Annotated in this window: 13 protein-coding genes; 7 read left to right on the top strand and 6 right to left on the bottom strand. The window is 70.4% G+C overall.

Annotated features, from left to right (window positions below; genetic code table 11):
• Positions 1-214 precede the first annotated feature (214 nt).
• Positions 215-1,177, bottom strand: coding sequence for a R2-like ligand-binding oxidase (locus E1181_RS23420; RefSeq protein WP_132677876.1), 963 nt, complete (start codon positions 1,175-1,177; stop codon positions 215-217).
• Between the two features lie 104 nt (positions 1,178-1,281).
• On the opposite strand from E1181_RS23420, the gene E1181_RS23415 reads away from it, so the two are divergent.
• Positions 1,282-1,899, top strand: coding sequence for an HAD family hydrolase (locus E1181_RS23415; RefSeq protein ID WP_408010491.1), 618 nt, complete (start codon positions 1,282-1,284; stop codon positions 1,897-1,899).
• A 32-nt stretch (positions 1,900-1,931) separates the two neighbouring features.
• Here E1181_RS23415 and E1181_RS23410 read toward each other — a convergent pair whose 3' ends face one another.
• Positions 1,932-2,138, bottom strand: a complete 207-nt coding sequence (locus E1181_RS23410; RefSeq protein WP_132677874.1) for a hypothetical protein — start codon at positions 2,136-2,138, stop codon at positions 1,932-1,934.
• A gap of 240 nt (positions 2,139-2,378) precedes the next feature.
• Between E1181_RS23410 and E1181_RS23405 the strand changes: the two genes are divergently transcribed.
• A complete protein-coding gene (locus E1181_RS23405; RefSeq protein ID WP_132677872.1) occupies positions 2,379-2,774 on the top strand; it encodes a cold-shock protein in 396 nt (131 codons plus the stop codon).
• A 134-nt stretch (positions 2,775-2,908) separates the two neighbouring features.
• Here the strand turns inward: E1181_RS23405 and E1181_RS23400 are convergent, their stop codons facing one another.
• The 3 genes from E1181_RS23400 to E1181_RS23390 form a co-directional block, all read right to left on the bottom strand.
• Positions 2,909-3,385, bottom strand: a complete 477-nt coding sequence (locus tag E1181_RS23400; RefSeq protein WP_132677871.1) for a DUF2771 family protein — start codon at positions 3,383-3,385, stop codon at positions 2,909-2,911.
• Positions 3,386-3,394: 9 nt separating this feature from the next.
• Positions 3,395-5,053 (bottom strand): MFS transporter, encoded by a 1,659-nt coding sequence (locus E1181_RS23395; RefSeq protein WP_132677881.1) that lies wholly within the window; start codon positions 5,051-5,053, stop codon positions 3,395-3,397.
• A 159-nt stretch (positions 5,054-5,212) separates the two neighbouring features.
• Complete coding sequence (locus E1181_RS23390; protein WP_408010493.1) at positions 5,213-6,031, bottom strand: glutaminyl-peptide cyclotransferase; 819 nt, start codon at positions 6,029-6,031, stop codon at positions 5,213-5,215.
• A 168-nt stretch (positions 6,032-6,199) separates the two neighbouring features.
• Between E1181_RS23390 and E1181_RS23385 the strand changes: the two genes are divergently transcribed.
• Positions 6,200-7,072, top strand: a complete 873-nt coding sequence (locus tag E1181_RS23385; protein WP_207922271.1) for a DUF3027 domain-containing protein — start codon at positions 6,200-6,202, stop codon at positions 7,070-7,072.
• Entirely contained in the window at positions 7,069-10,047 is a 2,979-nt protein-coding gene (locus E1181_RS23380; protein ID WP_132677868.1) for an ATP-binding protein, read from the top strand. Before E1181_RS23385 ends, E1181_RS23380 begins: the two co-directional genes overlap by 4 nt.
• A gap of 86 nt (positions 10,048-10,133) precedes the next feature.
• On the opposite strand, the gene E1181_RS23375 is transcribed toward E1181_RS23380, so the two are convergent.
• Positions 10,134-10,433 carry a DUF2530 domain-containing protein gene (locus tag E1181_RS23375; protein WP_132677866.1) on the bottom strand — a complete coding sequence of 100 codons (300 nt, stop codon included), beginning with the start codon at positions 10,431-10,433 and terminating at the stop codon, positions 10,134-10,136.
• A gap of 63 nt (positions 10,434-10,496) precedes the next feature.
• Here E1181_RS23375 and E1181_RS23370 point away from each other — a divergent pair, with 63 nt between their 5' ends.
• The 3 genes from E1181_RS23370 (at position 10,497) to E1181_RS23360 (ending at position 13,955) form a co-directional block, all read left to right on the top strand.
• A complete protein-coding gene (locus tag E1181_RS23370) occupies positions 10,497-11,963 on the top strand; it encodes an NCS2 family permease (RefSeq protein ID WP_132677865.1) in 1,467 nt (488 codons plus the stop codon).
• A 214-nt stretch (positions 11,964-12,177) separates the two neighbouring features.
• Positions 12,178-12,612: a MarR family winged helix-turn-helix transcriptional regulator gene (locus E1181_RS23365; RefSeq protein WP_132677863.1), complete on the top strand. Its 435-nt coding sequence runs from the start codon at positions 12,178-12,180 to the stop codon at positions 12,610-12,612.
• A 29-nt stretch (positions 12,613-12,641) separates the two neighbouring features.
• Positions 12,642-13,955, top strand: a complete 1,314-nt coding sequence (locus E1181_RS23360) for an MFS transporter (RefSeq protein WP_235876978.1) — start codon at positions 12,642-12,644, stop codon at positions 13,953-13,955.
• Positions 13,956-14,001 lie beyond the last annotated feature (46 nt).

Here is a 14,001-nt window from a genome sequence, read left to right as displayed (position 1 = left end):
CCGATGACGGTCACGGGCAAGGTCCGCAAGGTCGAGATGCGCGAAGAAGCCCGCCGCCTCCTCGACCTCTAGCACGTCGGAGACCCGGAACACCGCAGTAATCAGGACCCGGAATACCGCAGTAATCGGGTTCCGGATTACTGCGGTATTCCGGGTCCCTTGGGGAGCTCCAGCGGGGTGGAGGTTTCGGGTTGAAACCGCCACCCCGCTCGCGTCATCCGCGGAGCTTTTCCAGCTCAGCGGCGTCTTCGGCGCCGAAGCGATCTTCGAGGGCCTCCGGTTCGGCGTCGACGTCGATCTGGGCGAGCGGCATGCCCCTCGCACTGGAGATCGCGCCCAGGCGCCTGGTCGCGCGGTCGGAGGCGTAGGCGGTGAGCTCCTCCTTGTCGAGCGCGAACGGCAGCTCCTCGGGAGCGTCCGCCGGACTCCACTGGACCTGCGCGATGGCGTGCGGCAGCAGCGCGGCCATCTGGTCCTCGACCACCGACCAGTTGGTCTCGTCGGCGGCCACGTGCCTGCGGCAGGTGAAGGTGCCCCAGGCCATGTGCCTGCGCTCGTCGTCGCCGATGCGCTTGATGACCTGCTGCATGCCCGGCAGGATCCCCCGGCTCACGCAGATCTTGTGCCACGCGTAGTAGCCGGTGAGCGCGAGGGTCCCTTCCACGACGTGGTTGTAGGTGACCGAAGCGCGGACCTGGTTCTCGGGGCCGGGGTCGGTGTGCAGCGCCTGCAGCGTCTCGGGCAGGGCTTTGTAGAAGATCTCCCGGTAGCCGGGGTTCTCGGCGACGTACTCGTGCAGGTCCTCGGTGAGCCCGACGGCGTCCATCCAGAGCCGGAACACCTGGGTGTGCTTGGCCTCCTCGAAGCAGAACTGCGTCAGGTACATCTCGTCGCCGAAGCGCCCCTCGGCGGCCATCGCGGCCATGAACGGCTGGAGGTCCTGCGTGACGGCTTCTTCCCCGGCGATGAACTGCGCGCACAGCCCGGCCACGCCTTGCTTCTCGTCGTCGGTGAGGTTCTGCCAGTCCTCGGCGTCCTGGCTGAAGTCGATGTCGGCGGGGTTCCAGAACTTCGCGTTGCCCTTGTTGAACAGTCGCAGCGGGAGCGATTCCCAGTTCAGGCCGTTGGCTCGCAGGGAGTGGAAGCTCTCGCGCTGGGCGGTGTGCGTGCTCGTCATTGAACGACTCCAGCTCGCCGGGATGTGAGGTGTGTTACCCCTAGTTTCGGTACTGGACAGTTTCGCGTCAAGGCCGGTCGGAGCGTGTCCGTAAGGTGAAGATGATGGACGAGAGCAGCGCACTCACGGTCGGATTCGACCTGGACATGACCCTCATCGACCCGCGGCCCGGCATGGTTCGGGCCTTCGACGCACTCAACGAGGAGTTCGGCACCCGGCTCGACGGGGAGCACTTCGCCGCACACCTCGGGCCGCCGCTGGAGGACGTGCTGCGCGGATACGGCTTCGACGAGCCGATGGTCAAGCGCCTCGCCGCCCACTTCCGCTCGATCTACCCGACCGTCGTGATCGACGAAACGGTCGCGCTGCCCGGCGCGGCCGAAGCCCTGGAGGCCGTGCGCGCCGCCGGTGGCCGGACCCTGGTGGTCACCGGCAAGTACGAGCCCAACGCCGCGCTGCACCTCAAAGTCCTGGGCTGGAGCGTCGACCGGCTCGCCGGTGGCGTGTTCGGCGCGGGCAAGGGCGAGGTGCTGCTGGCCGAGGGCGCCGACATCTACGTGGGCGACCACTTCGGCGACATCGTCGGCGGTCACACCGCCGGAGCGATCGCGGTGGGCGTGGCCACGGGGCCCTACTCGGCCGCCGAGCTCAGCGAAGCCGGTGCCGACGTCGCGCTGGACGACCTCTCGGAGTTCCCGGCCTGGCTGGCGACCCGCGTCTAGAACGCGGCTGAGTCCCGCACCCCCGACGGAACCTAGTGCCGGCGGGCGCGGACCACGGTCGCGATCACGCCGAAGATCAACCCGGCCGGGCACAGCAGCGCGACGATGCTGATCCACGCCGGCAGGTCTTGATGGCCGGTCGCGAACAGCGCGAAGATCAAGACGATGGCCAGCAGCCCGATGCCGAACATCGCGATCGAGATCGGGAGGACTGCTGATCTTGGTGAGCTGCTCGCCATGTGAGCAGCGTATTCACACCAATGCTGTGCCTGGCAACCGGCCTTGGCCCATAAGGATGGGTGATTTCGTCCACCTTCGCGGTACGCTTGGTAGGACGCGTCCCGGCGCGCGCACCTGCGTGGCGTTAACGGGGCGCTTTCGTCGTGACGGGGCTGTTGCCGCGTCGCGGTGGGAAGAACGGCAGGGAGATCGTGACCCGGTCAACGGGTCAGCGCATTCGACAGGGAACGGTGAGGACAGTGCCGACCGGCAGGGTCAAGTGGTTCGACTCGGACAAGGGCTTCGGCTTCCTGACCCAGGATGGCGGGGAGGACGTGTACGTGCGTTCCTCCGCGTTGCCATCTGGTGTGGATGCGCTCAAGACCGGCCAGCGCGTCGACTTCGACATGGCGCAGGGCCGACGCGGCCCGCAGGCGTTGAAGGTCAAGTTACTGGACCCGCTGCCCTCGGTCACCGAGGCGCGCCGACGTCCCGCCGATGAGTTGCACGGCATGGTCGAGGACATGATCAAGCTCCTCGAGCTCAAGGTTCAGCCGGACCTGCAGCGAGGCCGCTACCCCGACCGCAAGACCGCCAAGCGCATCGGCGAGGTCGTCCGAGCGGTCGCGCGGGAACTCGATCCCGGCGGGAACTGATCGGTCTGCGCAATCCGCGGTCGTCCGAGCGAAGCCGTGCGGTAAGCGGAATCTGACACGCCTTCTGGGCCGGGAGCCGATGCGCGTCGGCTGTCCTCCCCGGAGGACGTGTCAGAACCCGCGACGGCGAGCGGTCACTGCTTGACGTTGAGGACCCAGCTGCCGCCGATGCCGAAGTCGACCCCGCCGTCGGCGCCCTGGCTCAGCACCGCTGAGAACTGCTGGACCTCGACGTGCTCGATGCGGGCGCCGTCCGGTGGCAGTTGCAGCGTGTAGGAGTGGCGCGAGTCCGGCGTGAACACCGGGCTGCGGCCGTCGAGCTCCTGGCCGTTGAGCCCGCGGTAGAGGAACACCACCTGCCACGGTGCACCGGCGACCTCCGCCGGCACCGAGATCTGCAGCGGGTCGCGACCGACCATGCGCAGCTCACCGACAGCCTCCGGCTTCGGGGGCGAGCACTCCTGACCGGTCGGGTCGCAGAACTGGGCGGCCTCGACCGCCACCGCGTTCCCGTGCGAGTAGAAGGTCACCTGCGGTTGGCTGGGGGAGGAGCAGCCGGCGGCGAGCCCGACGGCGGCCACTGCCAGCAGCGGCTTCAGTCCACGATGCACGGCCAGAGCCTACGACCCGGCACTCGAACGGGCGGTGGCCGGTGCGTCAGCCGAACGTCTCCGCCGTCGCGACAGCGACCGCAGCGGGATCGCCGGGACCAGCGTGCCGCCGCGCCCGCGCAGGATCGTCTGCGCCAGGACCAGGGCCAGCAGCGCGGCGATCACCAGGAACCCGATCCAGTACACCGGTGGCAGCAGCACGCCGAGCGCGCCGCCGAAGACCCAGCTCAGCTGCAGGATCGTTTCCGATCGGCCGAACGCCGAGGCCCGCGAGGCCTCCGGCATGTCGCGCTGGATGACCGCGTCCAGGCAGACCTTGGCCAGGGCGGAGGCGGTCGCGCCGACCAGGCCGACGATCACCGCCAAGGGCAGACCGGCCAGCACCGCGGCGCAGGTCGCCACGGCGAGCGCGGCGCCCAGGCAGCTGATGATCAACCGGTCGGGTTTCTCGAAGGTCATCCGCGAACCCAGCCCGTTGCCCAGGAAGCTGCCGACCCCGGCCGCGCCGCCGACCAGGCCCAGCAGCACCAGCTGCATGGCCGGTTCGTGCTGGGTGTTGTGCTTGATCACGAACGCGGCGAACAGCGTCAGGAAACCGGTCAGCACCCGGATCCCGCCGTTGCCCCACAGCGCCACCACGACGTGACCGGTCAGCGGCACCTTGCGCGACCGCCCCGGATCGCCCAGCGAGGTCTGCACCTCGCCCTCGGTGCTCTCCACCCAGCCCGGGATCCGCAGGCACAGCCACACCCCGGCGGCGGCCATCGCGGCCATGAACCACAGCGCGCCCTCGGACCCCCACAGCCAGGCGAAGCCGGATGCGATCGCGCCGAACACGCCGCCCGCGGCCAGGCCGAAGGCGGTGAGCCGCGAGTTCGCCTTGGTCAGCGTGATCTGACCGGGCAGCACCCGCGGCGTCATCGCGGCCTTGAGCACGCCGAAGGACTTCGACAGCACCATGCAGCCCAGCGCCGCCGGGTAGAGCAGCCAGCTGTTGAAGTTCAGCGCCATCACCGCGGCCAGCACGACGCGCACCGCGAAGGACGCGGCCAGCGCGAGCCGCCTGCCCTGCTGCAACCGGTCCAGGGCAGGACCGATCACCGGCGCGATCACCGCGAACGGCGCGACCGTGATCAGCAGGTAGAGCGCGACCTTGTCCTTGCTCTCGGCCGTGGCCGCGGAGAAGAACAGCGTGTTGGCCAGCGCGACGGCCATCGCCGCGTCGACCGCGTAGTTGCCCATCCACGCGTAGGTGAACTTGGCCAGCCCGGAGCGGTCGGCGCCGTCGGCGTGGGCCAGCGAGAAGAACAGCCGCACCATCCGCTGCGTCAGGTCCCGGCTGCGCCACGCGGCCACCCGGGTGACCGTCAGCTTCTTCGGCGGCGGCGCACCCCGGGGCTGCTCGGGTTCGGGTTCCTCCTCGTCGGGTGCGGCGGTGTGGTCCTCGGGCAGCGGCGGAAGCGGACTCGTCCCACCGCGCGAGGGGTCGTAGTCCGGGTCCTCCTGCCAGGGATAACGGCGCTCGTCGGCGTCCTGGAGCGGCGGTTCGAACCGCTGTCCGGACCGCTGCTGGTCGGCGTACCAACCGCGCTTCCCGCGCTGCCCGGCGCCCCAGCCCGGACGGCCCTGCGGCTCGTCCGAGTGCTGGTCACGTCCACGCATCCCCATGTCAGCCATCCTGCACCACCTCCTCTCGCCCGGACCGGGTTGCGGCGAAGCCCGTTCGGGCCTCAGCCGCAACGCCCTCACGAATAAGGAGGCGGAAAGCCGCCCAGAAATACAGCTGGACACGATCAGGCGACAAAATAGAGGTCTAGATCACTCGCTCTAGCGATCGCCGGGCACGAAGCGGACCCGGAACGTCGACGGCCAGTTCTTCCCGGTGATCAGGAACTCGTCGGTGCCGGGCACGGCCGCGATGCCGTTGAGCACGTCGGCCCCGGCCCGCTGCTCGGGCGGCAGCAACCCCTCGGCGTCCACGACCGCCGTGACCTGCCCGTTCGCCGGATCGATCCGCATGATCTCGTCGCTGCCCCACACGTTGGCCCACACCTGGCCGCCGGCGCACTCCAGCTCGTTGAGCTCCTCGACCGGCGAGCCCTCCCGCGTCACCGACACCTCACCGACCTGCGCGAACGTCGCCGGGTCGCGGAAGGTCAGCTCGTCGCTGCCGTCGCTCATCACCAGTCGCCGCCCGTCGAAGCACAGCCCCCAGCCCTCACCCGGGTACTCCACTCGGCGGAGTTCGCGGAGGCTCTCGCGATCTCGCTCGAAAGCAACCCCTTCCTGCCAGGTGAGCTGCCATATACGGTCACCCGTGACGGTGATCCCCTCACCGAAGAACTCGGCGGGCAGCCGGACCTCGTGCCGCACCGAACCGCTCAGCGGGTCGGCCGCGCGCAACGCCGAGGAACCGCGCAGGCCGGTGCCTTCGTAGAGGGTCTCACCAGCGATTTCCAGACCCTGAGTGAACGAGGAGCGGTCGTGCGGGAGCACGTTGATCACCTCGACTCGAAGGTGTGGCAGGCTTCCCGCGTGCCCTACGCCCTGATCGGTTTGCTCGCGGTCGTCCTGGCCGTCGTGCTGCGCTGGTACCTGCGGCGCACACGCAACCCCGACCACGATGGTGAGCAGCACGCCGCACAAGAGACGTCCAGTCTGAGCAAGTCGCACCCCGAAAGCTTGACACGCCCGATCACTCCGAGTGCTACTCCGCTCCGGATCAGCGGTCCTGCGGCCTCCGCAGCGACACAGCCGACTGCGGCGTCGAGCGCGTACGGCACAATCGAGCATGTGACGCCTATGCCTGCTCCGATGACCAGCCCAGGCGCGGATGCCCCGTACGACGACGCCGGGCAGCCTGCGGCCGAGCCGTTGAACCCGGAGCTCGCGGCGGCCGAGGACGTCGCCCGAGCTGCTGCGGAGGACGAGGCCCGCCCTGGTGACGACCCGATCGGCTCGCCGGTCCTGACGCTGGACACCACGGGGGACGACGTCGCCGAGAGCGCGTCCTCCCCGGTCGGCGCGCACGTCGGCGTCGAGGCCGAGGGGCCGCACGCCGTCACGCACTACTTCGAGTCGAACTACCCCGGGTACGTCGGCTGGCGCTGGGCCGTGACGGTCGCCAGCGTCGGCGAGGGCGCGCCGGTGACGGTCAGCGAGGTCGTGCTGCTCCCCGGTCCCACGGCGCTGACGGCGCCGGACTGGGTGCCGTGGCGCGACCGCGTCCAGCCGGGCGACCTCGGTGCCGGTGATCTGCTGCCGACCAGCCCAGACGACCCGCGGCTGGCTCCCGGCCACCTGACCAGCGACGACGAGCAGTTCGGCGACGTCGCCAAGGAGGTCGGCTTCGGCCGCAAGCGGGTGCTCAGCTTCGAAGGCCGCGCGGACGCGGCCGAGCGCTGGTTCTCCGGCGACTTCGGTCCGGGCGCCGACACCGCGAAGCTCGCGCCCGCGGCCTGCGGGACCTGCGGCTTCTTCCTGAAGCTGTCCGGTTCGATGGGCGGCGCGTTCGGAGTCTGCGCCAACGAGTTCGCCCCTGCCGACGGCCGCGTGGTCAGCGTCGAGTTCGGCTGCGGCGCGCACTCCGAGGTCGACGTGGACGTCTCGTCCACCGTCCCGGTCGCCGAGATCGTCTACGACGACGCCACGCTGGAGTTCGAACCGCGCAGCACGGAGCGCGGGTGAGCGAGCCGGACCGCTTCGGCGCGGTCGGACTGCGGCGCGCAGTGTTGCAGTCCTGGGAGACCTCGCCGACCAGGTTCCGGGAAGACGCCAACGCCGAAGAGGACCTGCGCCTCGGCGGCTACCGCGAACGCCTGCTGGTCGAGCTCGCCCAGAACGCGGCCGACGCCGCGGGCTCCGACGGTGTGCTGAGCGTCGAGCTCGTCGACGACGAGCTGCGGGTGGCCAACACCGGTGCGCCGCTGACCGCCGAGGGCGTGGCCGCGCTGGCCTCGCTGCGCGCGTCGGCCAAGCGCGACGGCGCCTCGGTCGGCCGCTTCGGCGTCGGGTTCGCCGCCGTGCTCGCGGTGTCCGAGGAACCCAGCGTGCTGTCGACCTCGGGTGGCGTGGCGTTCTCCGCCGAGCGCACCCGCCAGGCCGCCGCGCAGCTGCCCGGACCGGCCGAGGAGCTGTCCCGCCGCGAAGGCGCCGTTCCGGTGCTGCGGCTGCCGTGGGAGGTCGACGGCGCCCCGCCGGAGGGGTTCACCACCGAGGTCCGGCTGCCGCTGCGCTCCGAAGTGGACGCGGCCGCGCTGCTGGACTCGTGCACCGACCAGGTCCCCGGGCTGCTGCTGGCGCTGCCCGCGCTGAGCGAGATCCGGATCGGTCGCCAGACCTGGCGCCGCGTCGACGAGGACACCGACCGGGTCGTGGTGCACGGCCCGTCGCGCAGCGATCGCTGGCTGGTGCACCGCGCGTCCGGCGCGCTGAGCCAGTCGGTGCTGGCCGGGCTGGGCGCGGAGAGCCGTTCGACCGCGCAGTGGCAGGTCACCTGGGCCGTTCCGCTGGATTCCGAGGGCGTGCCGATCCCGCTGGCCGAGGACGTGCTGCACAGCCCGACCCCGACCGAGGAGCGGCTGTCGCTGCCCGCGCGGCTGCTGGCCAGCGTTCCGGTCGAGGCGGACCGACGTCGTGCGGCGGCCTCGCCCGCCACCGACGAGGTGCTGACCTTCGCCGCCGAGTGCTACCCGGCGCTGGTCGACAAGCTGCCCGGCGAGCACCGCACCGCGCTGGTGCCGCTGCCCGGGTTCCCGCTGTCCGATGTGGACGACAAGCTGCGGCAGGGCGTCAACGACCGGCTGCGGGTCTCGACCTGGCTGCCCGGGGCGGGGGACAAGCCGATCGCGCCGCTGGAAGCCCGCGCCCTGGAGTACGTCTCGGCCGAGCTGGTGGAGCTGCTCGACGACGTCGTTCCCGGTTTGCTGGACCCGCAGCTCTCCGACGCCCGGCATCGCCGTTCGCTGCACGCCCTGGAGGTCCGCAGGCTCGGCGCCGCCGAGATCGTCGAGGCCGTCACCGGGCTGGGGCGCGAACCGCGCTGGTGGTACCGGCTCTACGAGGCCTTGGCGCCGTTCGAGGAATCCGATCCGCAGGCCCGCGAGGAGTTCACCGCGCTGCCGGTGCCGCTGGCCGACGGCCGCACCGTCAGCGGTGTGCGCGACGTGCTGCTCAGCCACCCGGAGAGCGATCTCGACCCGGCCGCGCTGCTGTCCACCTTGGACATCTCGGGTCTGCGCATCGCGCATCCCGACGCCACCCACCCGCTGCTGGAGAAGCTCGGCGCCCACCCGGCGGGACCGGCTGAGCTGCTCGACGCCCCGCCGCTGGCGGAAGCCGTGCGCAGCAGCGTGTCCGACGCGCTGGCCGGAGTCGACGTGCGTCCGCTGGCCGAGGCCGTGCTGAAGCTGGTCGAGGAGTCCCGGTCGCGCGACTGGCTGGGCGCGCTGGCGCTGCCCGACGACGAGGGCGACTTCCGCCGCGCCGACGAACTCCTGCTGCCCGAGGCAGCGCTGCTGTCGGTCATCGACACCGAGCACCTCGGCGAAGGAGCTCCGCTGTCGGTGCTCGACGACGAGGTCGCGCAGCGCTGGCCGACCGAACTGCTGACCTCGATCGGCGTCCTGGACGGCTTCGGCGTGCACGTCGAGGACGATCCCGTGGAGGCCGACGAGAAGTTCCCCGACTCGCACCAGTGGTGGGCCGAGCAGGAGGCCGACCGGCCCGAGGAGTGGCCGCCGGCCCGCTTCGTCGGCATCCGCGACCTGGACCTGGTCGCCGACGACGCGTGGCCCGAGGCGATCAGCCTGCTCACCCGGGACCCGGAGACGCTGCGCGCGCTGCGCGAACCGCACGGCTACTCGGCCTGGTGGATCGCCCGCTGCGCGCTGATCGAAGGGCACCCGCCGCGGCACTGGCGGTTGCCGGACGCCGACGAGCTCGCCGGCGTCTACGACCCGGTTCCCGACGTCGACCTGGATGCCGAGGCGCTGCGGTTGGCCGGTGTCCGCGCCGAGTTGCGCATCGACGACGGTGACGACGCCGAAGACCTGCTGGAACGCCTCGGCGATCCGGACCGCGCGATCCGCGCGGGAACGGCGTTGCGCGCCCACCGGGCGCTGAGCGAGGCCGTGTCCGCGGGCGTGGTCGATCCGTCCGAGTTGGACCCGCCGGAGATGGTGCGGTCCGTGTCGGGCGCGGTGGTGAGCACCGGTCGCGCGGTCGTGCTCGACGAGCCGTGGATGCTCGGCGTCATGGACGCTCCGCTGGTCGTCGCGGGTGGCAGCCCGGACCAGTTCGACGCCGAGGCGCTGGCCGAACTGCTCGACCTGCCGCTGGCCTCGGAGGAGAACACGCTGCGCGTGCCCGATCCGGGGCGCACCCAGCGCTGGTCCGAGGTCGCCCGGGTCGCCTCCAGCTGCGAGCTGCTGGGCATCGAGGTCCCGGACGGCGAGATCACCCTCCACGACAAGCTGCGCGTCCAGGCGTCGACGGGTGAGCACCAGGTCCACTGGTGGGTCGAGAACACCGGCAAGGTCCACACCGAACGCACCCCGGACGGCTTGGCCAGGGCCTTGGCCTGGGCCACCGGATCGTGGCCGCACCGCTTCGCCCTGGCGGCCCTGCTCGCGGACCCGGAAGCCACGACCCTGCTGCGCTGAGAGCTGTTGAGGGATCGCAGCAAGCGGTCCAGGACCCGGTGTCGACGGTCGTGGACCAGAACACCGCCCAGGGCTGGAGGTGCGGCTCAGGTGTCGAGGCCGGAGAGGCCTTGCCAGGAGCCTCGGGAGCCGCGGCGGGCGGCGCTGCGCTGCCAGCGGAAGACGCCGTAGCCGATGATGCCGAGCGTGGTGCCCGCGATGCAGGTGAAGAACTCGACTCCGACGGCGCCGTCAGCGAGGTCGCGCCACCCGAACAGCACGACACCCGCGAACCACAGGGCGGTGCCGAACAGCAGCACCGGCGTCGGATCCGCGAGCCTGCGCGGCAGCGACGGGACCGTTCGGTGCGCTGGGTCGGAGGGGGCGGTTTCGCCGTCTTGTGCCACGTCAGGCAGGCTACTCCCGGTAGTAACGGCCCGCGCACAGGCCACCGCGATTGGAAAGTTCGAATGGTGGAGAGAACCGAGAGCAAGTCTTCGCTGCTGGATCGCTACTTCAAGATCAGCGAGCGCGGATCCAGCGTTGGCCGAGAGGTTCGGGGTGGCCTGGTCACCTTCGTGACCGTCGCCTACATCATCGTGCTCAACCCGTTGATCCTCGGCAGCGATTCGCCGACCGACGCCGGTGCCAAGCACGACGTCCTGGGCAACATCCTGCCCATCCCGCAGGTCGCGGCGGCCACCGCGCTGGTCGCGGGCGTCATGACCATCCTGTTCGGACTCATCGCGAACTACCCGTTCGCCATCGCCACCGGCCTGGGCATCAACACCCTGCTGGCCGTGACGATCGCGCCCCAGGTGACCTGGCCGGAGGCCATGGGTCTGGTCGTGGTCGACGGCATCGTGATCCTGATCCTGGTCGCGACCGGGTTCCGCACCGCCGTGTTCAACGCGGTGCCCGCCGATCTCAAGGCCGCGATCGCGGTCGGCATCGGCATGTTCATCACCTTCGTCGGCCTGGTCGACTCCGGGTTCGTGCGCCGACTGCCGGACGAGGCGAACACGACGGTCCCGGTGGGTCTGGGCATCGACGGTTCGATCGCCTCCTGGCCGACCGCGGTGTTCGTCTTCGGCCTGGTGCTGACCTCGATCCTGGTGGCCCGCAAGGTTCGCGGCGGCATCCTGATCAGCGTCGTGGTCACCACGATCCTGTCGATCATCGTCGAGTCGATCTTCCACGCCGGGTCCTCCAGCGACGCCGGTGCGACCGGCTGGAACCTGGGCTACCCGGCGCTGCCGGACCAGATCGCCGGTCTGCCGGACCTGTCGCTGGTCGGCGACATCTCCTTCGGCGCCTTCACGCGGTTGCCCGCGCTGGCCGCGGCGATGCTGGTGTTCACGCTGGTCCTGGCGAACTTCTTCGACGCCATGGGCACGATGACCGGTCTCGGCAAGGAAGCCGATCTGACCGACAAGGAGGGCAACCTCCCCGGCATCGGCAAGGCGCTGGCCGTCGAGGGCCTGGGCGCGGTCGCCGGTGGTGCGGGTTCGGCGAGCTCCAACACGGTGTTCGTGGAGTCGGCCTCCGGCATCGCCGACGGCGCCCGCACGGGTCTGGCCAACGTGGTGACCGGTCTGCTGTTCCTGGGCGCGATGTTCTTGACCCCGCTCTACCAGGTGGTTCCGGTCGAGGCCGCCGCTCCGGCGCTGGTCGTGGTGGGCGCGATGATGCTGTCGCAGATCCGCCAGATCGACCTGTCGGACTTCACGATGGCGCTGCCGGCGTTCCTGACGATCGCGGTCATGCCCTTCACCTACTCGATCGCCAACGGCATCGGTGCCGGGTTCGTCAGCTACGTGCTGCTGCGCACCTTCACCGGCAAGGCCCGCGACGTGCACCCGCTGATGTGGGTGGTGGCCGCGGCCTTCGTGCTCTACTTCGCCTCGGGTCCGCTGAGCAGCCTGCTCGGCATCTGATCTCTTTCGACGAGGCACCCGCTTCCTGCGAAATCCTGGGACGCGGGTGCCTCTTTTCGCGCTCCGGGCGGAGATCGCGCCAGACCCTTGGCGCGCGGTGAGTCTCCTTCATCCCAAATACGCCATGCCGGGGCTCGGGCTGGCTAAGGTATGCCACCACTGGTCGAGAGATCAGTTTGTCCGAATTCCCGAGATAGTTTGGTAGACTAACGACGTGTCCGATATCGCGGAACGGGAACGCACCCTGGCGAGCCGGCTGCGGCTCGCGGTCGTTCGCCTCAACCGGCGGTTGCGCGCGCAGCGAGCCGATTCGGCCCTCACGCTGTCCCAGCTGTCAGCGCTGTCCTGCCTGCACAAGGCCGGATCGATGACCCCGGGCGAACTGGCGGCCAAGGAGGGTGTCCAGCCACCATCGATGACCAGGGTCATCGCGGCGCTGGAGGACAACGGGCTGGTGGTCCGGCGGGCTCATCCCACCGACGGTCGGCAGGCGATCGTCGAGGTGACCGAGTCCGGCAAGGCCCGCATCGAGGAAGAGGTCACGATCCGCGAGCGCTGGCTGGACCAGCACCTCGCGGAACTGGACGCGGAAGAGCTGGCGGTGCTGTCGCGCGCCGCCGAGATCATCGACCGGCTGGCCAGTCGATGAGGGAGCACTGAGAGGCGGTACGCGGAAGCGTGGTTGACCAAGATCGAAGGTCTGCGGAAGACGAGGACTCCGAAGACCCGGTCAACCGCCGCACCCGGTCCGCGGACGCCGGAGGCGGGATGTTCCGCTCGCTGCGCGAGCGCAACTACCGCTACTACGCGTCCGGGCAGGTCGTCTCGCTGACCGGGACCTGGATGCAGCGGGCCGCGCAGGACTGGCTCGTGCTCGAACTCTCCGGAGGCAGCCCGGCCGCGCTCGGCTTGGCGGTCGCGCTGCAGTTCCTCCCCACCCTCGCGCTCACGCTGTGGGCGGGGGTGTTCGCCGACCGGTTCGACAAGCGCAAGATCCTGATCGTCACGCAAAGCGCCCTGGGGCTCTGCGGCTTCGCGCTGGGGACGCTCGACGTGACCGGGGTCGTCGCCCTCTGGCACGTCTACGTGCTGTGCTTCGTGCTCGGCTGCTTCTCGGCGGTGGACGCGCCGGTGCGGCAGTCCTTCGTGGTGGAGATGGTCGGACCCGCGCAGCTGACCAACGCCGTCGCGCTGAACTCGATGACCTTCAACCTGGCCCGCATCGTCGGGCCCGCGATCGCCGGACTGGCCATCACCGCCGTCGGCACCGGCTGGGTGTTCCTGGCCAACGGGCTCAGCTCGGTGGCCGTGGTGGCGGGCCTGCTGCTGATGGACACCGCCCTGCTGCACCGGGCCAGAGCCGTGGGCAAGGAGCGCGGTCAGCTCCGGGCCGGCCTGCGCTACGTGCGCGGCCGCCCGGACCTGGTCGTGGTCATGGTGCTGATGTTCTGCGTCGGCACCTTCGGGATGAACTTCGAGAACACCTTCGCGGTGATGGCCCGCAACGTCTTCGGCCGCGACGCCGACGGCTACGGCATCCTCATCACGATGCTCGCGGTGGGAACGCTGACCGGCGCGACGCTGGCCGCCCGCCGCAGCGGCAAGTCCGGTTCCCGGCTGCGGCTGATGCTCATCGGCGCGGGCGTGTTCGGCGCGCTGGAGGCGGTGGCCGGGCTGCTGCCGACCTACTGGCTGTTCGCCGCGTGCCTGGTCCCGGTCGGTGTCGCGGTCATGACCTTCACGACCAGCGCGAACTCGACCGTGCAGCTGGCCGTCGAGCCGACCATGCGGGGTCGGGTGATGGGCCTCTACATGCTGTTGTTCATGGGCGGCAAGCCGCTCGGGGGTCTGGCGTCGGGCTGGTTGGCGGAGGTCTTCGGCCCGCGCTGGCCGCTCGTGCTCGGTGGCCTGCTCTCGCTCGCGGCCGCCGTGGGCGGTGCCGTGGCGCTGTCGCAGCAGCGCAAGAAGGGGTTGATCCAGCCGCAAGGTTAGGCTAACCTAATACTCGTCCGCTTCGTGGTGGGAGCGGTAGTCAGTT

This window comes from Saccharopolyspora terrae (genome assembly GCF_004348435.1).
In the GTDB taxonomy this organism is placed as follows: Bacteria; Actinomycetota; Actinomycetes; order Mycobacteriales; family Pseudonocardiaceae; genus Saccharopolyspora; species Saccharopolyspora endophytica.
This window is presented reverse-complemented; position numbering and strand designations above follow the sequence as displayed.